A 20,341-nucleotide genomic window follows, 5' to 3' on the forward strand; every position below is an offset into this window, starting at 1 on the left:
GCTTAACATGTGTCTGATCGCCGTTGCCTGGCAACACCACCCAGGACGGGCGCTGGAATTGGTCGCCAACCGCGATGAATTCACGGCGCGGGCCACCGCCGCCGCCCATCACTGGGACAACGGGCTATTCGGTGGGCGTGACCTTGCCGCCGGCGGCACTTGGCTGGCGATTGCGCCAGGCGGGCGCATGGCCTGCCTGACCAACGTGCGCGACCCTAACGCCGCGCCGGGGGCGCACTCGCGCGGTGAACTAGTCACCAACTTTTTAACGTCGTCTGAATCCGCGCCGGACTACTTGGGCGGACTCGACACCCACCGCTACAGCCCCTTTAACCTGTTGCTACTGGACACGGACAGCCTGTGGTTTTTCAACAGCCAAGCCGCCGACCCGCGCAAACTTGGCCCCGGTGTGTATGGGTTAAGTAACGCCACGCTCGATTCGCCCTGGCCGAAAACCCAAGCGGTGACGGCGGCCATGCGCCAAAGCCCAGCGCACGCACATCGCGCCATGCTCGACACCCGCACCTATCCCGACGCACAGCTGCCCAACACCGGGATCAACCCGGCCTGGGAAACGCGCCTGTCCAGCGCGCGCATTGTTGGCGATGACTACGCCACCTTGTCGACCACCCAAGTCCGCAGCGAAGGCGCACAGTTACGCCTCACGGAAACCACCCACGCCACCGCGAACGCGGTCTCAGCTGCCCTCTAGCCGGCGCAGGCCCTTGGGCGCGATCAGCTGGTCCAGCTCCAAACCGACGAACTGCTCGTTCAAATAACGCCGAATGTCCTCGGGGTTTTCCATCACCAACACCTCGTCCAGCCACAGATGGGCTCGGGCAAAGGTCAGCGCGGTAATGATGCGTTTGACCCGCTTAATTTGGGTCACACTCATGGACAGGCTGTCATAGCCCATCGCCAACAACAGCGGTGCCGCCAGCGGATCGCCGGCCATTTCGCCGCAAATCGACACATGTACACCGCAGGCCTTAGCACCGGCGGCAATCGCCGTCAGCGCACGTATCACCGCCGGGTGAAACCCGTCGTAAAGGTCCGCAACCTGGGCATTGTCGCGATCGACCGCCAACAGGTATTGAGTCAAATCGTTTGAACCGACGCTGACAAAATCCACCCGCCGGGCGATTTCAGGTATCTGGTACACGGTCGCCGGGACCTCGATCATGACCCCAATTTTGGGCAGATCGACGTCGAGCTTTTCGTGGACTAATTCCTCCCACGCCCGGTGAATCATGGCGATGGCCTCGTCCAGTTCGCTGACTTTAGACACCATCGGCAACATGATCTGTAAGTTACCCAGGCCCTCGCTGGCGGCAATCATCGCCCGCACTTGGGCCATAAACAGCTCCGGGTGATCCAGCGACACCCGAATCCCGCGCCAACCCAAAAACGGGTTGGCTTCATGGATCGGAAAGTAAGGCAGGGCCTTGTCGCCGCCAATGTCCAGCGTGCGCATGGTCACCGGCTTGGGCGCAAAGGCCTCCAGTTCCGCCCGGTAAACCGCGCGCTGGGCCGCCTCGGTCGGAAAGCTGGACTCCAACATGAAGGGGATTTCGGTGCGCGACAGCCCGCAGCCTTCGCTGGCCAATGCCAAAGCCGCCAACGAGTCGCCCCCCGCGCCCATGTTGACCAGCAGCGGCAGGTGGTGCTGATCCAAGGTTACCGCCGGCGTCCCCGCCAACTTGCCGAGCTGGCGCTCGATCTGTGATTCCTCGCGTTTGACCAACTGGTACGCGACCCGGGTAAAGCGCCCGGGATTGACCACCGCCAAGTTTCGATAGCCGTCCACGACCACGTCCAGCCCGTGCAAAATGGCACTGGGCAGGTCGCCGGCGCCAACCACGCAGGGCACGCCCATGGAGCGGGCGATAATCGCCACGTGCGAGCTGGCACTGCCGCGCACCGCCAACAGCCCGGCCAACTTGCTGCGCGGCACATCGCCCAGCACCGCCGGGGTCAGTTCATCCGCCACCAAAACCACCTGATCCGGCCACTCGACCTCGGCGGAACTGGCCTGGAGGGCGGCAATGAGGCGGCGGCCTAAATCGCGCACGTCGCTGCCGCGCTCGCGCAAGTAGGCGTCGTCCATGGCGTCAAATCGCTGGCTTAGGGCGTCCGCGATCCGCGCGGTCGCCCCAATCGCCCCCTGGCCGCCGCGGATACGGCCTAAAATCGCCCCGGCCAACGCGTCGTCATCGAGCATGCGGATATAAGCGTCGAACAACGTCCGCTCTTCGACCCCAACGCGATCCGCCAAGCGGTCGCTGGTTTGGTCAAGGCTGGCCTTTAACTCGTCGACCGCGGCCACAAATCGGCCTTCCTCGTCCGCTGGGTGGTCCGCTTGGGTATTAGGAATGGCCGACAACTGCGAGGACTGCATCACATAGGCGGTGCCTACGCCGATACCGGGCGAGGCGCCGATACCGTGGAAACGCCGGTCCTCGGACAGGGTTTGCCACGACCAGGCGCCTTGCTCGCCAATGGCCTGGGCATGGGCCACGACCGACGCCATTTGCGCCGACAGCGTCATCAACATCGACACTTCCGCGTCGTCAAACGCCCGCGGCGTCGACTGCTGGACCACAATCACGCCCAACACCTTGCGTTGATGCACGATCGGCACGCCCAAAAACGAGAAGTAACGGTCCTCGCCGGTTTCATTCAGGTATTGGTAGCTCGGATGCCCGGGCGCATTGTCGGTGTTAACTGGTTCGGCGCGCTCGGCGACCAAGCCGACCAAGCCCTGGCCGTATTCAAGATAGGATTTGCCAACGCTTTGGCGATTTAGACCGTCCGACGCCATCAACAGGAAGCGCTGGAACTGGGGGTCGTTCAAATACACCGAGCACACGCCCACGTTCATGGCGTTTTTGACCTTGACCACCAACAATTCCATGGCCGTGTTCAGGTCACGCGCGTTGGCAACGCCCTGAACGATCCCCCGAAGGGTTTCAATCAATGACATGGCCCAGCGCCGCGTCGCGGATAGGGAGCATTTCGGACAACACACGGCGATAAACGTCGCGCTTAAAGGGCACTACCTGGCCGACGGGGTACCACCAACTGACCCATTCAAAGGACGCGAATTCGGCCTTGGTGCCGGTGTCAAAGTGGATCGCGTCATCGTCGGCGATCACTTCAAGCAAAAACCATTTCTGTTTTTGGCCGACACAGCCAGGGGGTTTACGCCGAAACCGGCGTGGCAGGTGGTAACGGACCCAGTCTTGGGTGCGGCCCAGCACGCGCACGTGCTCAGGGCTGAGGCCGGTTTCTTCGCGCAGTTCGCGAAACATGGCCTGTTCGGCAGACTCGCCATCGTCAACGCCGCCTTGGGGGAATTGCCAGCCGGCATTTCGCGGTCGCTGGCCCCAAAACACTTGGCCGCGCGCGTTCATGAGCACCATGCCCACGTTTAGACGAAATCCGTCGCCGTCTAACACATTGAATCTCCTTGGCTTAGCCGCCATTCTTTCACCCCCGACCGGAACTTGGCAATCGAAACCATGAAGCTCGCAATATTTGACCTAGACCACACCTTGTTGCACGACGACAGCGACCGCGGCTGGAACGACTTTTTGGTCACCCTGGGCGTTGTCGACCCCGAGGAGCACAAGGCCAACAATGCTCGCTGGTACCATGAATACGCCAACGGCACGCTCAACATCCGCGACTACAACCGTTGGGCATTTCGGCTGCACCGTGAATTTGGCACCGCCCAGGTGACCCAGTGGCGCGACCAATATGTCAGCGAAGTGACACCGACCATGGTCGCCAAACAGACCCCGGCGGTACTGGACGGGCACCGCAAAAACGGCGACGAGATCTTGGTCATTACCGCGACCAGTTTGTTTATCGCCGGCCCCATTGTTAAAAGTCTGGGGATCGAACACTGTTTAGGTTTGGACAACGAAGTCATCGACGGCGAGTACACCGGCGAAGTGATCGGCATTCCGACCTTCCAAGGCGGCAAGGTCGACGCGTTAAATGCTTGGCTGAACGACCGACCGGCCTACGAATCGACAACGTTTTACAGCGATTCGCACAACGATTTGCCATTATTGCAGCAAGTCGACCACCCGGTCGTGGTCGACGGTGACGAGCGCCTATTGGCCCATGCCAAACAACACGGCTGGCCCAGCACCAGCTTTCGGGACTGAAAAAACAGGATGAACAGCATGACCACACGCGCCCAATTCGACCAGCACATGGTGCCCAATTACGCCCCATTCCAGCAGGTCCCGGAGCGTGGCGAAGGGCCCTACGTTTACACCGAAGATGGCCAACAGCTGATCGACATGGCAGGCGGCATTGCCGTCAGTGCGCTGGGTCATTGCTACCCGCCGCTGGTCGAGGCATTGACCACTCAGGCGCATAAGCTGTGGCACGTCAGCAACCTGATGGCGAATAAACCGGCCACGGACTTGGCCGCGATGCTGTGCGAATCGACCTTTGCGGAGCGCGTGTTTTTCTGTAATTCCGGAGCCGAAGCCAACGAAGCTGCGCTAAAACTGGCGCGCCGGTATGCCTATGAAACCCGCGGCGCGGCCAAAAATCGCATCGTCGCCTTCGATAACGCCTTTCACGGGCGCACACTGTTTACCGTGTCGGTCGGCGGCCAGCCCAAATATCAAGAAGGCTTTGGGCCGTGCCCTACCGGCATCAGCCACACCCCATATAACGATGTCGCCGCACTACGCGCTAGCATGGACGACGACGTCTGCGCGATTATCCTGGAGCCTTTTCAGGGCGAGGGCGGCATGACACCGGCAACGCCGGAATTCCTGGCCGCGGCGCGCGCGCTGGCTGATCAATACGGTGCTTTGTTAATTTTTGACGAGGTCCAAAGTGGCGTCGGTCGAGCCGGTCAGCTGTATGCCTATCAAGCCGTGGGTGTGACCCCGGACATCTTGTCATCGGCCAAGGCCTTGGGCTGCGGCTTCCCGATCGGCGCCATGCTGACCACGGCCGAAATTGCCCGGGTGCTGACGCCCGGCACCCACGGCACCACCAGCGGTGGTAACCCGCTGGCCTGTGCGGTCGCGCTGGCCGCGGTCGACACCATTCGCCAGCCACAATTCTTGCAAAACGTGCGCGACAACACCGCCTGGATGCACGCCGAATTGGTCGCCATGGGCGAGCGCACCGGCGCATTTCGTGACGTGCGTAACCTCGGGTTGTGGTTCGGTTGTGAACTGAATCCCGTCCTTGAAAACCGTGCCGGCGATATCATGAACCACGGTCTGCAACACGGCGTCATGCTGTTGGTCGCCGGCGCCAACGTGGTTCGACTGGCGCCTGCCCTGAACACCGACCGCGACGTTCTGGCCCTGGGCCTCAGCAAAATGGAGGCAGCCATCACTGATACCCTCGGAGGGTGAATGTCCGCGCAGTCATTACTGCCCCACCAGCGCCGATTCACGGGCCTGGGTATCATCTGCATGAGCATGCTGGACGCGCACTTTACCTTGCGCGTTTTGGCCCTGGGGGCGCGCGAAGCTAACCCCTTAATGGCCTATCTGATTGAAATGGGTGACCTATGGTTCGTGAGTGGTAAACTGACACTCACCGCCGGTGGCGTTGCCTTGCTGATGTTCGCATCCGTTCGGCCCAACCGCGGTCCGTCGCCGCTGGTTATTTTGCGGCTGTGTTTTTTTAGCTACGCCGGCTTGATGGCGTGGCACTTGATACTTCTTGGTCGGTTAAGTTGAAAGCAATTTGGTTTTTCGGGCTGTTCGCCCTCAGCATCAACGCATTCGCACGCGCGCCGGCATTGACCGACGACGTCGCCGGTATTCGCCTAGGTGACACCCGAGCCGCTGAAGCCAGCGTGCCCAAGCGCGCCAAACCTTGGCTGCGGGTGTATTACGACGACCAGGACCGGGTCCAAGCCGTGCGCTATACCCAACCCGGCCTTAGCAACGAGGTCAGCAACCAGCGCGCACTGGTTAACCGGGTGTGCACCAAATATGGCACCAATACGTTTTGTGACAACGCCCGGCGGACCATTGCCGACAGCGCCAAAAAGTTTGTCGGCTTCACCGCGCTGTACACCGTCGAGGGCGGTTTTTTGACCGCTCGCGTCGGCCGCGAGGACACCTTTTCATTGTTCCCGCGCCTGATGGTCGACATTGAACTGCGCCGCGACGGCTTCGAATTTCCCTAAGCCGTCAGACGTGTGACATGAAGCTCTGGATCCCGTTCAGGAACATCTGAACGGAGATCGACACCAAGATCATGCCCATCAGTCGCTCGATCGCTTTCAAGCCACGTGTGCCCAGCACCCGATACAACACCTGCGAGCTCATCAAAATCACCGCCACGGCCAGCCACGCCGACCCCAGCGCAATCATCCAGTCAATGTTGCGATCCGGGTCCGTTTCGGTCACCAACACCAGTGTCGCCAACACCGACGGCCCCGCAATCATCGGCACCGCCAAGGGCACCACCAGCGGCTCGCCATCGTCATCTTCGGATGTGCCCATGACCCCACCGCGGGACGGGAAAATCATCCGCACCGCAATAATCAGCAACACCAGCGCGCCACCAATCGACACCGCTTCGCGCGATAAACTCAGGGTTTTCAAAAGTGCAGGCCCGATAAACAAGAACACCACCATGATCGCCAGCGCAATCACCAGCTCACGCGCCAGCACCCAGCGCCGGCGCTCCGGCGCCACTTGTTTCAAGATCGACAGAAACACCGGAATATTGCCCAGCGGATCCATAATCAAAAATAGCGTAATCGCGACGCTCCAGGTTTCCATGCCGACTCCTCTTGTTGAGCCGGCAGACTAGCCCCGGCCAGCGCGCCCTGCAAACCTGAAATAACCGACTACCCTTAACAGCAGATGGGAAAACCCTAACCAGTGCGAGCCCGCGATTGACCGCGGTATCCGATGTCCCGGCTCAACTGGCGTTTTGCGAAAGTATCAATGACCAACGACTGACCCGCGCACTGTCTCAAATGCGCAAGGGCCAGCGCCGCTTCGTGCGCCTGTTACCGACCCTGTTGTCGATTAACCATGCACGCGTGCCTGGCTATGTCAGTGCCGACGCCTGTGGCGGCATCCAAGGCTTTATCCCCGACAAAGCCAGCCTGGACAGCCTGAATCTGCGCTTTGACGCCGTTATCAAGCCTGCCCATCAACTGGCACGCCACGTCATCAGCTCACTCGCCCTGATGGGCTCGGCCGGCTCCGTGGCGCACGGCCCTAACAGCGACTTGGACTTGTGGATCGTCCACCGACCGGGCCTAAATGACAACGACCGGACCAGCCTAAAGCGGCGCCTGGCCGGCATCGGATTGTGGGCCGAGTTGAGCGGGTTAAAGTTGCAGTGCTTTTTGGTCGACCCCGAGGATTTCGCCCGTCAAACCAGCGAGCCCGGGATGCCAAAGCCTTTGTTGCTGGACGAGTTTTATCGCACCGCAATTGTCTTGGCCGGGGGCATGCCCGCCGGCTGGCTGATCGAGCCGGACCAGGACGCGCGCCACGCCACACTGACCCGCGCGCTGAATCGGCAGCTGCCCGGCGCAAAGGCACTGGTGGACTTTGGTGAACTGGCAACCCCGACACCGGCGCAACTGGCAGATTTCGCCATGGGTCAGTTATCCCGCGCCATTAACCAGCCGTGGAAGGCGCTGTTAAAGCTGAACCTGGCGGACTACTACAGCCGCCACCCCCACGCGCTGCTGAGCCGGCAAACTCGCCTGGACTTGTACAACGGCATGCCGCCGCCGGACTCCTATCAAGCCCTGTACGAAGCCATTTCAACCGACCAACCGACCCCGCCCTGGCTGGGGCTGATGCAGCGCGCGTTTTATTTCAAAACCTCGGCCATGCTGTCCGCGGCCAGCCCGCTGCTGCCGCCGTGGCAAGCCATGGAGATGCGCGCACTGGTCAAGCGCTGGGGCTGGGATGGCAGGCGATTGCGCGGCGCCGACAACACCCAAGGTCGCGACGTGCGCAGCCTGCTGGGTGACTACCGCGCCCTAGTGGATGAGTTGACCGCGCGCTTTCAGTCGATCTTGCTGTATTGCCGCGGCCAAGCCGTCATGACCACCGGCCATTTGCGCGCCGACGTGGTCGCCCGCCAACTGTTTGCCAGGTTTGAACCCAAGCCCGGCAAGGTTGAGCGCATCAACACCGGGCTGGCGGTCGCGGTCCATCAGCCCAATCTGACGATCAGCCGAGCTCAATTTGGCTGGGCCGCGCTGGTCGATGGGGATGCGGTGGCGCGCTTTGAGTCGCTCACCCAGCTGGTGGTGTGGCTGCACATCAATCAAATCATTGGCGACAACACCCACCTAGTAATCGACGGTCCCGACGCCGTTACCGAACAAGTCGAGCGCTTGGAGTATGAGCTGTTGCGGTTGCTGCATGACCCCGAGCCGACGCCCGAGGCCTTTCAGTTGCCGGCATTTAGCGACCGCCAGCTGTATTTACTGCAGGCCCAGGATCTGCGCACACCGCTGGGCCTACCGGCGCTGGCGCACTTGGAAGTGGTCTCGCAAAACTCATGGGGCGAGGTTTTCGTGACTCGCTTCGACGGCAAGGCCGGCTTCTACGAGGCGTTTTTGGAGGGGCTGACTAATCTGCTGAGCGCGCGCGTCGGGGATGGGTTTGACGCCATCATCCGCGTGCGTGACCAAGACCACCGGATCCAGCCTGCCTTGGACGGTTACTTACGCTTGCTGGAAGACTGTGCCGACTTTTTTGCGCGCCCCGACTACCGTGCCGGGACCTATGTGTTTCGCGTCGCCGGGGCGTTCTATGCGCTGGCCTTTGATGAAAACGAACCCAGTATCGTGGCGCTGCCGAGCATGGCCGCGCTGATGCACCACCTGCAACAGCCGCGGCGCTTATTTGGCCGCGTCCAGTTGGACCCCAGCACAGGAATTACCGGCGATCTGTTGCAGGCCTGTGCCATGGCCGCCCCCGGGCGGGTAACCTATTTAATCCGCTTCGCCCAGGCCCGTGCGACTATTTGGTGCATCGACGAAATGGGGTCTATCTATCGCTTTACCCGGCCCTGGCACGCCCGCGCCAGCCTGGCCGGGCAACTGACCCGGTTCACCCAGCGCAGCCAGTGGCGCCAACGGGCATCATTGGTGATGCCGGAACCGGGCGACTGGGACGCGGATGTGGAATGCATCGAACTACTCGGCCAATACCCACAGGTCCAGTTCCAGCCGATTGAGGTCACCACCGGCGACGCCGTCGATCGCTTGGCCGTTCAAGCGGTCGGTCATTGGCGGGCCGACCGCACCTTGGCATTCGAGTGGCGGGTCGGGCCACAGGCATTCAGCGCCCTGTCACACGGTCCGAACCTGATCGGCGATGTGGCCCGGGCCATTCGTAACGCGCGCCCATCCGGCACCGGTTATCACGCCTATATTTCGGATTTGGAATTGCCGCGGCGTCACGAAGGGGACCGCAACCGGCCGATGCAGGCGTCCCAGTATTTGATGCACAAGCACACACTGGAAGCGGCCTTGGCCGAGGCGCTGGAGCTGTGCCGGTAAAAAAAAGGCGCCACAAGGGCGCCCAAAAAAGATCATCTAATGAAGAAGCATCAGTCACAACATTAAACACGGGGCCGATGGCCGCGCCGTGCTCAACAACTGATAGGACTAATGTATAACGGCAATGCCGCAGCGCACAAGTGGTTTTATTACGAGTTTTGTAACGCTTTGTTGCAGACACAAAAAAGGCGCCGTTAAGGCGCCTTTTTCGATTATGCGGTGTGCTTAGCGAGAAATGCTCTGCATGAACGCATCCTGACGGCCTTCGGCAACGCCGGCCCACAGGTTCTGGTCTTTTTGGAACTTGACCATGTCGTCGTAGATCAACTTGAAGTCAGGGTTAGACTCGCGCAGTTCAGCGTAAGTTTCCTGAGCCGCTGCGTATGCAGCTTCCAGCACATCACGCGGGAAAGCGCGCAGCTTGGTGCCAGTCGAGATCAGCTTCTTCAGTGCAACGGGGTTCTTAGCGTCGTACGAAGACATCATGTCGACGTTAGCGCGTGTTGCCGCGGCTTCAACGATTGCCTGGTATTCAACAGGCAGTGCGTCAAACTTCTCTTTGTTGATGTAAACCGACAGGTTAGGACCTGCTTCCCACCAGCCCGGCGTGTAGTAGTACGACGCCACTTGGTTGAAGCCCAGCTTCATGTCGTCGTGAGGACCGATCCACTCAGCAGCGTCGATGGTGCCTTTTTCCAGCGAGGGGTAGATGTCCGCGCCCGGTACTGACTGAGGAACCACACCCAACTTCTGGATGATCTTGCCGCCCATGCCGCCGATACGCATTTTCAGACCGTCCAGGTCCGCAACGCTTTTAACTTCTTTGTTAAACCAACCGCCCATCTGAACGCCGGTGTTGCCCGCGGGGAAAGGTACGATGTTGGCTTTCGCGAACAAGTCTTGGATCAACGTCTTACCGTTGCCGTAGTTCCACCATGCTTGGAACTGACGGTAGTTCATGCCGAACGGTACAGTCGTGTCCAGCGCGTAGGCTTCGTTCTTACCGAAGTAGTAGTACGACGCGGTGTGGCCCATTTCAACAGTGCCGTCGCTAACTGCGTCGAATACACCGAATGCGGGGACCAATTCGCCACCTGCGAATACGCGGATTTTGAATTTGCCGTCAGTCATACGCTCGACTTCTTCGGCGAAAGTAACAGCGCCTTCGTAGAATTCGATCGTCGGCGGTACTGAGGTGGCCAAACGCCAGTTCAGTTCGGGAAGTGCGTGGCTAGCAGCCATCGCCGGTACTGCCATTGCGCCTGCGAGGGCAGCAACAGCCAAAAGATCACGTCGTTGAGTCATGATTCAGTCCTATTTATTTTAACTGTAATTTCGGAAATCCGCGGGACACAGCACATTATCCCCACGGCAGTCTCGCCTATGCCGAACCGGTTTTGCAATCCCCGTGTGTTCTAGCTGTTATCCACTCTACCAAAGAATTGGTCTGACCATATTACCAAATAGTTGCAAAGCGCCCACCCAGACGGCACTCTTCGACCCGAATTTGACCCGTGCGCCTTATTGCACGGTAATTGTTAGAGTCACGGCGCCGCCTGTGTAAGACTGCGGCCACCACCCCTCTAATAACGATAACCGTACCGGAGATGCTCATGTTTCAGGCACTGCTGGCCTACTCGAAGGTGGTCGACGCGATCAACGAACGCGTTGGCACCACTGTTAAATGGCTGATTCTAGGCTCGGTCCTAGTCAGCGCAGGCAACGCCACCTCACGTTATGCCCTGGGCATGGCGTCCAACGCCTGGCTGGAACTGCAATGGTATTTTTTTGCCGCCGTTTACATGCTGGGCGCCGCCTACACCTTGAAGCGCAACGAGCACGTGCGTATTGACCTGGTCAGCTCGCGCCTGACGGCCCGCACCCGTAACTGGATCGACGCCGGCGGCATGCTGATTTTCGTGATGCCAACCACGCTCTACATCTGCCTGGAGTCGATCCCTAACTTTTGGGAATCCGTGTTGAACCAAGAAGTCAGCCAAAACGCAGGCGGCTTGATCCGCTGGCCGCTGCGCATCCTGGTGCCAATTGGCTTTGGCTTGCTGTTCCTGCAGGCCGGTAGCGAATTCATCAAACGCGTTGCATTCCTGCGCGGCGAGGGAGAGGACGTGCTGGAAAGCGGCGGACATCCGGATATGGACATGGACGACGACGAAATCTCTGAGGAGACGAAATAATGGAAGCCTTTTTGCAGGCCAACCTGGCGCCGGTCATGTTCGGCACCCTGATTTTCTTTTTACTGTCCGGTTTCCCAGTCGCATTTAGCCTGGCCGCCAACGGCATTCTATTTGGCTTAATCGGGATCGAATTGGGCCTATTGGATTTTGTTCTGCTGCAAGCGCTGCCGGAACGTGTGTATGGGCTGCTGCAAAACGACACCCTGTTGGCCATTCCATTCTTCACCTTTATGGGCATTTTGCTGCAACGATCCGGCATGGCCGAGGATCTGCTCGAGTCCGCCGGCCAACTGTTTGGCCCGCTGCCGGGTGGCTTGGGCTACGCCGTCATTTTGGTCGGTGCATTGCTGGCCGCAACCACCGGTGTGGTCGCCGCATCGGTCATCTCGATGGGCTTGATTAGCTTGCCGGTGATGATGCGTTACGGCTTTAACAACGGTGTCGCCGCGGGCCTGCTGACGTCCGCAGGTTCCCTAGCCCAGGTCATTCCGCCGTCGCTGGTACTGATCGTACTGGCCGACGTGTTGGGTGTGTCGGTCGGTGACGCCTACCGCGGCGCACTGGTGCCGTCGTTCCTGATGGTCGGTTTACTGTTGGCCTATGTCGCCTTTTTGTCGATCACCAAACCGCACCTGGTTCCGGCGCTGCCACCCGAAGCCCGCACCATGCGTGGCTGGACTCTGGTCAAGTCGATCCTGGTCTCGATGGTGCCGCCGGTACTGCTAATTTTCTTGGTCCTGGGCACCATCTTTATCGGCTGGGCAACCCCGACTGAAGGTGGCGCGATGGGTGCCATGGGTGCGCTGATCTTGGCATTTGTACGCCGTCGTCTGAGCAAAGAAACCCTGCGCGGGGCGCTCGACACCACGACCAAATTGGCCACCTTTGTGATGTTCATTTTGGTCGGTTCAACGATCTTTGCGCTGACCTTCCGCGCCATCAACGGCGATATCTGGATCGAACACCTGTTCAGTCTGGTGCCCGGCGGCGAAACCGGCTTCATGATCTTTGTCAGCGTGCTGGTATTCGTGCTTGGCTTCTTTATCGACTTCTTCGAGATCGCCTTTATCTTGATGCCGTTGATTGGCCCGGTGGCCGAGAACATGGGCATTAACATGGTCTGGTTCCTGGTCTTGGTCGGTATGAACATGGCCATCAGCTTCCTGACACCGCCCTTTGGATTCGCCCTGTTCTACCTGCGCAGCGTGGCCCCGAAAAAAGGCTACGTGGACAAGATCACCGGGCGCAAAGTCCCCGGCATGAGCACCACCCAAATTTACAAAGGGGTGCTGCCGTTCATCTGTATTCAGGTGTTGAGCATGATTTTGATCTTTATCTTCCCCGAGTGGGTCACCGGCCCCGAGGTCGTGATCAATGAAGCGGACTTGGAAAACATCAGCTTCGACATGGGCCCCGATGACGACGGTGGACTGGGCGGCTTTGGATTGCCCGGTGACGCCGGCGACAGTGGCGGCGAGATCAAGCTACCCGGTTTTGAATAACCGCTAAGCACGTTTATAGTCAAAGGGCCCAATAACTGGGCCCTTTTTTATTCAGGCAAAACAATAATGCTAGAAGAACTCGAAGCGGACCCCAAGCCGCAAGGCGACTCGGTCCTGCAACTGATTGCGCGGCCACGCGATACCAATGCCTTTGGCGACATTTACGCCGGCTGGCTGGTCGACCAAATGGATCAGGCCGCCGAAGTGGTCGCCACCACGGTCGCCAAAGGCCGCTGTGCAACGGTGTCGATTGATTCACTGGATTTCATGTCACCGATCCCGGTCGGCGCCAAGATCGAGATCTTTGCCGGCCAGCCGACCCTAGGTCGCAGCAGCATTACGGTGCCGATCGAAGCCTGGATTACGGTCCCGGGCGAGGGTGAGCTGATCAAGGTCACCGCCGGCGATTGGGTCATGGTTGCAATCACCAAAGCCGGGCATATCCGCGCGCTTTAAAGCCCGGTTAAATTGGCGTACGCCGCGATCAACGTCTTGGTGCCTTTGCCGGCAAAATTGACCGTGACCTTGGTCTGTGGCCCGCTGCCCTCGAACTTCAAAATAACGCCCTCGCCGAACAAGCGGTGCTCGACGCGTTGACCCAAACTCAAACCAATATCGACCCCCGCATCCAGGCTGATCCAAGGCGCATCGTTGCGCTTGGCACCGCGGTGCAGTCGTCCATCGCTGGCACTGAGTGGACGCGTTATTTTTGCGTTCATACGAATTTCTTCGACCAGCTCCGGCGGGATTTCACGCAAGAAGCGCGAACGCGGTGACATGCTGTCCATGCCGTACAGGCGGCGCGTTTCGGCATGCGTCAGGTACAACTTTTTTTCAGCCCGAGTGATACCGACATACGCCAGTCGTCGCTCTTCCTCGAGGCCGTCCGGATCGTCCATCGACATTTTGTGCGGAAACAAGCCTTCCTCACAGCCGGCCAAGAACACCACGGGAAACTCCAGGCCCTTGGCACTGTGCAGCGTCATCATTTGGACCGCGTCATCGTGCTCATCGGCTTGACGATCACCGGCATCCAACGACGCCTGAGCCAAGAACGCCGCCAGGGCGTTTTCATCTTCCTCGGGCACGAAATCCGCCATCGCCGAGGCCAATTCCTTCAAGTTCTCGACCCGCGTGCGGGCTTTTTCACCCTTTTCCGCGCCGTGGTATTCAATCAGTTGCGCCGCACCCAGCACCTCGCGGGTAACGTCGCCCAACTCCAAACCCTCGGTGCCACTGTCGAGCTGGTCGATCAGGGCCAAAAATGCGCCCAGTTGGGTCCGTGCGCGTGCCGGCAGTGCGGCACTTTCGATACAGAACTTAGCCGCTTGCCACAGCGCCATGCCCTGGTCACGGGCGGCGTGGCGCACGGTTTCCAGGGTTTTCTCACCGATCCCGCGCGGCGGGATGTTGACCACGCGATCAAAGGCGACGTCGTCAAATCGGTTCAGAATCAAGCGCAAATAGCACAGCGCATTTTTGATCTCCAAGCGTTCATAGAAACGCTGGCCACCATAGATCCGGTAAGGCACGCCGCTGCGCAAGAAGGCTTCTTCGAGGGCTCGCGACTGGGCATTGGAGCGGTACAGAACGGCCACATCGGAGCGCAAATTGCCGTCATCAACATGGCGCTGGACAGTGTCGGCGATAAAGCGCGCTTCGTCCTGTTCATTAAATGCGCTGTACAGTTTAAGCGGCTCGCCGTCGTTGTCCTCGGTCCACAGTTCTTTGCCCATGCGCCCGGTGTTGTTATCAATCACCGCGTTGGCCGCATTCAATATATTCGCGGTCGAGCGGTAGTTGCGGGTCAGGCGAACCGTGGCGACATCGGCAAAATCCTGGACGAAGCTGCGGATGTTTTCGACCTGCGCCCCACGCCATCCGTAAATCGACTGGTCGTCGTCACCGACCGCCATAATATGCCCGCTAGTGCCGGTTAACAGGCGCAGCCACGCGTACTGAACTTTGTTGGTGTCTTGGAACTCGTCAACTAAAATGTGCTGAAAGCGGGCCCGGTAATGGTTCAGCAACTCAACATTGTCACGCAAGGTTTCGTGGGCACGTAACAGCAACTCGCCAAAGTCGACCAGACCCTTGGCTTCGCACTCTTCTTCATAGGTCGCGTAGATATCGATCAAGCGATCGTTGAAATAGTCGCCGCGGGCTTGAACGTGGGCAGCACGGCAGCCTTCGTCTTTTTGGCTGTTGATAAAGTTGACTGCGGTCCGCGGTGGGAACTTTTTGTCGTCCAAGTTCAGGCGTTGGATGATGCGCTTGACCACTTTTTGCTGGTCATCGCTGTCGAGCACTTGAAAATTTTGGTCCAAGCCGGCTTCTTGCCAGTGCGATCGCAGCCACCGATGGCACAGTCCATGAAAGGTACCCACCCACATCGCCCGCAGCGGCTGTTGGGTCAGTTGCTGCAGGCGGCCCTGCATTTCCTTGGCGGCTTTATTGGTAAAGGTCACGGCCATGATCGAATACGGCGAGACTTCGTAGACGTCCATCAACCAGGCGACCCGGTGGACCAGCACCCGGGTTTTCCCGGAGCCGGCGCCGGCCAATACCAACAAGTTAGATTCAGGGGCCGAAACGGCGTCGGATTGGCCAGGGTTGAGGCCTTCTATCAGTGGGTGCGTCATACCGCTAGTTTAGCCTGAAATGGTGGGGATTTATCCAGTAAAGGGCCGCGAGCTACTGAAATTTAGTGATCCCATTCAGATGGTAACTGGTTCTCATTTTCAGTAGTCTCGGATGATGAAAAAGCTCCACTTGTTACCGTATTGGTTACCTGGTGTTTTGTATTTGTGCGTATTTGCACTGCACACCTGGATAGTACTGCCCCTAGAAATAGCCATCCGCGGTCCCGCGGCCGGCTACGCGAGCCTGATGTTTTTACCCGCCGGGGTCAAACTGCTGAGCTATTACCTGTGTCGTGAGAAAAGTCTGGTCAGCCTGTTCATTGGGATCTTTGTGGCGCATGCCTGGCTTTACCAGTCCGGAACTGGCGCCATTGAGGGTGCACTGATTGGCGCCGCCGTCAGCGCGCTGTCACTGCCGATTATCTATCACGCCGCACGCTCTCTGGGTCTGGACGTTTTTCGTGACTACCGAATCCAGCCCGCGCATTGGCTACACTTATTGATTGTCGCGTTGATGGCGGCGCTGATTAACGGGGTCGGACTGATCGCCAGCTGGTGGATTATCGACGGCCAACCGATGCAATTGTCAGCACTGCCCAATTTTGCCCTGGGTGACACCCTCGGGGCGTTTGTGTTTTTGCTGCTGGCGATGTTCGCCTTTCGCTGGACCCGGGCGATCAAGCGCATGCGCATCAAGCCCTAATCGCGCTTTAACCGATACACCAGACCGCCCAGCACCAGCCCCCAAAACGCACTGCCAATGCCGCCCACGGCAATCCCCGACGCGGTAATCACAAAGCACACCAACGCCCCTTCACGGCCGCGCTCGGGGCTGTAGGCCTGGACCAAGGACCCGGACAAAGCGCCCAATAGCGCCAACCCCGCGATCGATTCGATCAATCGCGCCGGGGCCGCCGCGGCGACCTGCATCATGACCTCGGCCGACAACCCCATGGCAATAAACACGATGCCCGCGGCGACCACCGCGATATAACGCCGTGACGGATCCGCCGCCGCATCCGGGTTGGCACACATGGCCGCGGTCAGCGACGCCAAGTTGACGTGGTGGCCGCCACCAAATCCATTAAGTACCGATGCCGCACCCGTTACCCGCAGCGCGGCCGACAGGTCAGGGGCATAACCAAAGGCTTTAAGCACCGCCATCCCCGCCAAGTTTTGGCTGGTCATGGTGACCAAAAATAGTGGGATTGCGATGCTGATGCTGGCCGCCCAGCTAAATTGCGGCGTGACCCAGACGAAATGGGTCAACTGAAACGACAAATCCGCCGGCCAATAGCCGCCCCACACCATGACCACCGCTGCGGTTGCGACCGCACCCGGCACGGCCCACAGCGCGCTTTTTAGGCTGATCAAAAACCACACCACAATGACCGGCCCGACAATCAATGGGTTGGCCGCGGTGCTGGTCACCGGGATCAGGCAAATGTTCAGTAGCACACCAGCCAGCATGGCGCTGGACAGTGACATCGGGATGGCTTGGATCCAACGCCGAAAGGCCGGCACCATGCCGGTGGCGACAATTAACACCGACGACGTAATAAATGCGCCAACCGCCACCCCATATCCGCCATCGGGAACCGCCAAGGACGCCAATAGCGCGGCCCCCGGGGTCGACCAGGCGACCGCAATCGGCATCCGAAAGCGCAGCGCCAAGTACAGCGAACACAGCCCAGTAGTCAGGTTCAATATGCCCAAGCCCGAGGCTGCCTGGGCGGGGTTCGCTCCGACCGCAATCAACCCGGTCAAGACAATCGCAAAGGACGCCGCAAAACCGATAAAGGCGGCCAGGGCGCCGGCGACAACGGGCTGCATCAAGTCCTGTCTCATGGGTCCGCGATCAGACGTGTTGACAACACTACGACCTCGTCTAACTGATAGCCCAGAGCCTGATAAAAGCCACGAATTTCGGCATTGCTAGTCCGCACCATTAAATTCAATTTAGGGCAGCCACGGGCCTTCAGATAACCCTCGGCGCGACTCATTAACAGCCGACCCAGCCCCTGACCTCGGTGCTCGGGTGAGACCGCCAAGTAGTTAACGCTGCCGCGATGACCGTCATAGCCAACCATCAGAGTGGCGATGACTCGACCACCGTTTTCAATCACCCAAAACGGATGGCCGTCGGTCAATTTACGATCGATGTCCAGGTCCGGATCGTTCCACTCGCGAGTCAGCCCACAGGCCCGCCATAGATCAATAACACCGGCACGGTGCGCGTCACAAAATTCAATTATCATTACAGTCTTAGTTGAAGGAGTTCACCTTGATTACCTTGTACCACAATCCACGCTGTAGCAAATCCCGCCAGGCCAAGGCGCTGTTGGACGAAGCCGGGGTCGACTACCAAACGCGCTTGTACCTGAAAGAGAACTTGAGTGTGGCGGACTTTGAAGGTTTGCTAAGGGCCTTAGGCGGCAAACCGATGGACCACCTGCGCCGCGGTGAAGATGCCTTTGCGCGGTTGCCCGCCGATGCCGGCATTGAACAAATCGCCCAGGCACTGCACGCCGATCCGATTTTATTGGAACGGCCGGTACTGGTGACCGCCAAGGGCGCCGCAGTATGCCGGCCACCGGAGCGCGTACTGACGTTACTCTAGCGGTGATTAAACGCGTTACTCCACCGTGACCGACTTGGCCAAATTACGCGGCTGATCAACATCGGTGCCTTTCAACAGCGCCACGTAATAGCTCAGCAGTTGTAGCGGCACGGTGTAATAGATCGCACTCCACTGAGCCGGCACCGCCGGCAGTTGGATCGACATGATCGCCGGGTCGCTGGGCAACGCCACACTTTCGTCGGCAAATACATATAAGCGCCCACCGCGCGCCTTAACTTCTTCCAAGTTCGATAGCAGTTTTTCCACCATGTCGTCGTTGGGGGCCACCACCACCACCGGCATTTCTTCGTCGACCAAGGCCAAAGGACCGTGTTTAAGCTCGCCGGCGGCATAGGCTTCGGCATGGATGTAGCTAATTTCTTTAAGCTTCAGCGCGCCTTCCATGGCCACCGGGTAATTGGCACCACGGCCCAAGAACAGGGCGTGTTGACGATCGGCAAAGGCCTCGGCCATTTTCTCGATCTGGCCGGAGTAGCCACTGATTAGATCATCGACCTGTTTCGGCAGTGCACGCAGCCCAGCCACCAATTCGGCTTCGGCGGCGGCGTCCGGGCGGTGAATGCGTTTCAACGTCAGTGCCAGCCACGACAAGGCAATCAACTGGGTGGTGAAGGCCTTGGTGCTGGCGACGCCGATTTCCGGACCGGCCTGGGTCATCAACACCAAATCCGATTCACGCGTCAGGCTCGAGCCGGGCACGTTGCACACCGCCAGTTTACCCAGGTAGTCCGGCCCCAAATTGCGCAGCGCAGCCAAGGTGTCCGCGGTTTCACCGGACTGGGAGATCGACAAGAACAACGAGTTTTTGACCGGCGCCACATCGCGGTAGCGAAACTCGCTGGCAATTTCGACCTGGCACGGCAAACCGGACAGGCTCTCTATCCAATAGCGGGCGACTAAACCTGCGTGGTAGCTGGTACCGCAGGCGACGATTTGAATCGACTCGATCCGTTTCAGTAAATCCAGTGTGCCCGGGCCAAGAATTTCAGGCAGGACGCCGTCTTGCGTGACCCGACCTTCCAGGGTCGCGGCCAAGACCTTGGGCTGCTCGTGAATTTCCTTGAGCATGAAGTGTCGGTAGCCTGCTTTGTCGGTGGCATCGGCGCCGTGCTCGTACTGCTGAATGTGCGTCGCGCGGGGCAGATCGTCCGCCCCATAGACGCGCACTTGGGCCGCCGTCATTGCCAGCGTTTCGTTTTCTTCGACGAAGATAAAGCGGTCGGTGACGTGCAACAGCGCCAACTGGTCCGAGCCCAAAAAGTGCTCACCAATACCGACCCCAATGACCAGCGGGCTGCCCTTGCGCGCACCGACCACTAGGTCGGGTTCATCAACACAGGTGACCGCCAGCGCATAAGCACCGCGCAACGTTTTGACCGCGGCCTGAACCGCGGCCAACAACGAACCCTGGTACAACGAATGCACCAGGTGAGCCACCACTTCGGTGTCGGTGTCACTGTCAAAACGGTAGCCGCGGGCAATTAGGTCAGCGCGAATGTCGGCGTGGTTTTCAATAATGCCGTTGTGAACCACACCGATGGTTTCGGTTGAAAAGTGCGGATGCGCATTGGCTTCGTTGGGCACGCCGTGGGTCGCCCAGCGCGTATGAGCGATGCCGACCTGGCCCTTGAGCGGCGCAGTATCGAGCTTGGCTTGCAGCTGGGCGACCTTGCCGGTGGCCCGTGTCCGCACCAAACCGTCGGCGGTGTGTACCGCGACCCCGGCGCTATCGTAGCCGCGGTACTCAAGGCGTCGTAGACCCTCGACCAAAATTTCCTGTACGCCCCGCTCCGCGGTGGCCGCAACAATTCCGCACATGA

Annotated in this window: 19 protein-coding genes; 11 read left to right on the top strand and 8 right to left on the bottom strand. The window is 59.4% G+C overall.

The genetic code is table 11. The features are described from left to right. Nucleotides 1-7 precede the first annotated feature (7 nt). Nucleotides 8-712 carry an NRDE family protein gene (locus GH975_RS00470; protein WP_153712613.1) on the top strand — a complete coding sequence of 235 codons (705 nt, stop codon included), beginning with the start codon at nucleotides 8-10 and terminating at the stop codon, nucleotides 710-712. On the opposite strand, the gene ptsP is transcribed toward GH975_RS00470, so the two are convergent. Both ptsP and GH975_RS00480 read right to left on the bottom strand, forming a co-directional pair. Continuing rightward, complete coding sequence (gene ptsP, locus GH975_RS00475) at nucleotides 698-2,983, bottom strand: phosphoenolpyruvate--protein phosphotransferase (RefSeq protein WP_246164735.1); 2,286 nt, start codon at nucleotides 2,981-2,983, stop codon at nucleotides 698-700. The genes GH975_RS00470 and ptsP overlap by 15 nt on opposite strands. Further along, a complete protein-coding gene (locus GH975_RS00480) occupies nucleotides 2,970-3,458 on the bottom strand; it encodes an RNA pyrophosphohydrolase (RefSeq protein ID WP_153712614.1) in 489 nt (162 codons plus the stop codon). Before GH975_RS00480 ends, ptsP begins: the two co-directional genes overlap by 14 nt. 63 nt (nucleotides 3,459-3,521) lie before the next feature. On the opposite strand from GH975_RS00480, the gene GH975_RS00485 reads away from it, so the two are divergent. From GH975_RS00485 to GH975_RS00500, 4 genes are read left to right on the top strand one after another with little or no spacing between them, the layout of a single operon-like run. Next, the gene (locus GH975_RS00485) at nucleotides 3,522-4,175 is read left to right on the top strand and encodes an HAD family hydrolase (RefSeq protein ID WP_153712615.1); all 654 of its coding nucleotides are present in this window, start codon (nucleotides 3,522-3,524) and stop codon (nucleotides 4,173-4,175) included. Nucleotides 4,176-4,193: 18 nt separating this feature from the next. Next, nucleotides 4,194-5,396, top strand: coding sequence for an acetylornithine/succinyldiaminopimelate transaminase (locus GH975_RS00490; protein WP_322788854.1), 1,203 nt, complete (start codon nucleotides 4,194-4,196; stop codon nucleotides 5,394-5,396). Next, complete coding sequence (locus GH975_RS00495; protein WP_153712617.1) at nucleotides 5,397-5,726, top strand: DUF5658 family protein; 330 nt, start codon at nucleotides 5,397-5,399, stop codon at nucleotides 5,724-5,726. Further along, nucleotides 5,723-6,181 (top strand): hypothetical protein, encoded by a 459-nt coding sequence (locus GH975_RS00500; protein WP_153712618.1) that lies wholly within the window; start codon nucleotides 5,723-5,725, stop codon nucleotides 6,179-6,181. Before GH975_RS00495 ends, GH975_RS00500 begins: the two co-directional genes overlap by 4 nt. A gap of 4 nt (nucleotides 6,182-6,185) precedes the next feature. On the opposite strand, the gene GH975_RS00505 is transcribed toward GH975_RS00500, so the two are convergent. Further along, entirely contained in the window at nucleotides 6,186-6,782 is a 597-nt protein-coding gene (locus tag GH975_RS00505) for a YhgN family NAAT transporter (RefSeq protein WP_153712619.1), read from the bottom strand. Nucleotides 6,783-6,898: 116 nt separating this feature from the next. Between GH975_RS00505 and GH975_RS00510 the strand changes: the two genes are divergently transcribed. Continuing rightward, entirely contained in the window at nucleotides 6,899-9,541 is a 2,643-nt protein-coding gene (locus GH975_RS00510) for a class I adenylate cyclase (RefSeq protein ID WP_153712620.1), read from the top strand. A gap of 225 nt (nucleotides 9,542-9,766) precedes the next feature. On the opposite strand, the gene GH975_RS00515 is transcribed toward GH975_RS00510, so the two are convergent. Next, nucleotides 9,767-10,846: a TRAP transporter substrate-binding protein gene (locus GH975_RS00515; RefSeq protein WP_153712621.1), complete on the bottom strand. Its 1,080-nt coding sequence runs from the start codon at nucleotides 10,844-10,846 to the stop codon at nucleotides 9,767-9,769. Nucleotides 10,847-11,154: 308 nt separating this feature from the next. On the opposite strand from GH975_RS00515, the gene GH975_RS00520 reads away from it, so the two are divergent. From GH975_RS00520 to GH975_RS00530, 3 genes are all read left to right on the top strand, one after another. Beyond that, complete coding sequence (locus GH975_RS00520; RefSeq protein ID WP_170272498.1) at nucleotides 11,155-11,736, top strand: TRAP transporter small permease subunit; 582 nt, start codon at nucleotides 11,155-11,157, stop codon at nucleotides 11,734-11,736. Next, on the top strand, nucleotides 11,736-13,238 hold the full coding sequence (locus GH975_RS00525) for a TRAP transporter large permease (RefSeq protein WP_153712623.1): 1,503 nt from the start codon (nucleotides 11,736-11,738) through the stop codon (nucleotides 13,236-13,238). Before GH975_RS00520 ends, GH975_RS00525 begins: the two co-directional genes overlap by 1 nt. A gap of 66 nt (nucleotides 13,239-13,304) precedes the next feature. Continuing rightward, nucleotides 13,305-13,694: an acyl-CoA thioesterase gene (locus GH975_RS00530; RefSeq protein ID WP_153712624.1), complete on the top strand. Its 390-nt coding sequence runs from the start codon at nucleotides 13,305-13,307 to the stop codon at nucleotides 13,692-13,694. On the opposite strand, the gene uvrD is transcribed toward GH975_RS00530, so the two are convergent. Further along, nucleotides 13,691-15,880 (bottom strand): DNA helicase II, encoded by a 2,190-nt coding sequence (gene uvrD / locus GH975_RS00535; RefSeq protein ID WP_153712625.1) that lies wholly within the window; start codon nucleotides 15,878-15,880, stop codon nucleotides 13,691-13,693. The two genes, GH975_RS00530 and uvrD, sit on opposite strands and share 4 nt — an antisense overlap. Nucleotides 15,881-16,127: 247 nt before the next feature. On the opposite strand from uvrD, the gene GH975_RS00540 reads away from it, so the two are divergent. Further along, nucleotides 16,128-16,583, top strand: coding sequence for a hypothetical protein (locus GH975_RS00540; protein WP_153712626.1), 456 nt, complete (start codon nucleotides 16,128-16,130; stop codon nucleotides 16,581-16,583). On the opposite strand, the gene GH975_RS00545 is transcribed toward GH975_RS00540, so the two are convergent. Further along, a complete protein-coding gene (locus tag GH975_RS00545; protein ID WP_211365820.1) occupies nucleotides 16,580-17,713 on the bottom strand; it encodes a benzoate/H(+) symporter BenE family transporter in 1,134 nt (377 codons plus the stop codon). The genes GH975_RS00540 and GH975_RS00545 overlap by 4 nt on opposite strands. Before the next feature lie 11 nt (nucleotides 17,714-17,724). Further along, nucleotides 17,725-18,138, bottom strand: coding sequence for a GNAT family acetyltransferase (locus tag GH975_RS00550; RefSeq protein WP_153712628.1), 414 nt, complete (start codon nucleotides 18,136-18,138; stop codon nucleotides 17,725-17,727). A gap of 26 nt (nucleotides 18,139-18,164) precedes the next feature. Between GH975_RS00550 and GH975_RS00555 the strand changes: the two genes are divergently transcribed. Beyond that, entirely contained in the window at nucleotides 18,165-18,500 is a 336-nt protein-coding gene (locus tag GH975_RS00555) for an ArsC/Spx/MgsR family protein (RefSeq protein WP_170272499.1), read from the top strand. A gap of 15 nt (nucleotides 18,501-18,515) precedes the next feature. Here the strand turns inward: GH975_RS00555 and glmS are convergent, their stop codons facing one another. Then, nucleotides 18,516-20,339 (bottom strand): glutamine--fructose-6-phosphate transaminase (isomerizing), encoded by a 1,824-nt coding sequence (glmS, locus tag GH975_RS00560; protein WP_153712630.1) that lies wholly within the window; start codon nucleotides 20,337-20,339, stop codon nucleotides 18,516-18,518. Nucleotides 20,340-20,341 lie beyond the last annotated feature (2 nt).

Origin of the sequence: Litorivicinus lipolyticus (assembly GCF_009650135.1) — a bacterium.
In the GTDB taxonomy this organism is placed as follows: Bacteria; Pseudomonadota; Gammaproteobacteria; order Pseudomonadales; family Litorivicinaceae; genus Litorivicinus; species Litorivicinus lipolyticus.

Bases quoted from the DNA above. Each gene is read 5' to 3' on its own strand.
- GH975_RS00470 (WP_153712613.1), top strand. From the start codon at position 8: ATGTGTCTGATCGCCGTTGCCTGGCAACACCACCCAGGACGGGCGCTG.
- ptsP (WP_246164735.1), bottom strand. From the start codon at position 2,983: ATGTCATTGATTGAAACCCTTCGGGGGATCGTTCAGGGCGTTGCCAAC.
- GH975_RS00485 (WP_153712615.1), top strand. From the start codon at position 3,522: ATGAAGCTCGCAATATTTGACCTAGACCACACCTTGTTGCACGACGAC.
- GH975_RS00490 (WP_322788854.1), top strand. From the start codon at position 4,194: ATGACCACACGCGCCCAATTCGACCAGCACATGGTGCCCAATTACGCC.
- GH975_RS00495 (WP_153712617.1), top strand. From the start codon at position 5,397: ATGTCCGCGCAGTCATTACTGCCCCACCAGCGCCGATTCACGGGCCTG.
- GH975_RS00505 (WP_153712619.1), bottom strand. From the start codon at position 6,782: ATGGAAACCTGGAGCGTCGCGATTACGCTATTTTTGATTATGGATCCG.
- GH975_RS00515 (WP_153712621.1), bottom strand. From the start codon at position 10,846: ATGACTCAACGACGTGATCTTTTGGCTGTTGCTGCCCTCGCAGGCGCA.
- GH975_RS00520 (WP_170272498.1), top strand. From the start codon at position 11,155: ATGTTTCAGGCACTGCTGGCCTACTCGAAGGTGGTCGACGCGATCAAC.
- GH975_RS00525 (WP_153712623.1), top strand. From the start codon at position 11,736: ATGGAAGCCTTTTTGCAGGCCAACCTGGCGCCGGTCATGTTCGGCACC.
- GH975_RS00530 (WP_153712624.1), top strand. From the start codon at position 13,305: ATGCTAGAAGAACTCGAAGCGGACCCCAAGCCGCAAGGCGACTCGGTC.
- uvrD (WP_153712625.1), bottom strand. From the start codon at position 15,880: ATGACGCACCCACTGATAGAAGGCCTCAACCCTGGCCAATCCGACGCC.
- GH975_RS00540 (WP_153712626.1), top strand. From the start codon at position 16,128: ATGTTTTTACCCGCCGGGGTCAAACTGCTGAGCTATTACCTGTGTCGT.
- GH975_RS00545 (WP_211365820.1), bottom strand. From the start codon at position 17,713: ATGCAGCCCGTTGTCGCCGGCGCCCTGGCCGCCTTTATCGGTTTTGCG.
- GH975_RS00550 (WP_153712628.1), bottom strand. From the start codon at position 18,138: ATGATAATTGAATTTTGTGACGCGCACCGTGCCGGTGTTATTGATCTA.
- glmS (WP_153712630.1), bottom strand. From the start codon at position 20,339: ATGTGCGGAATTGTTGCGGCCACCGCGGAGCGGGGCGTACAGGAAATT.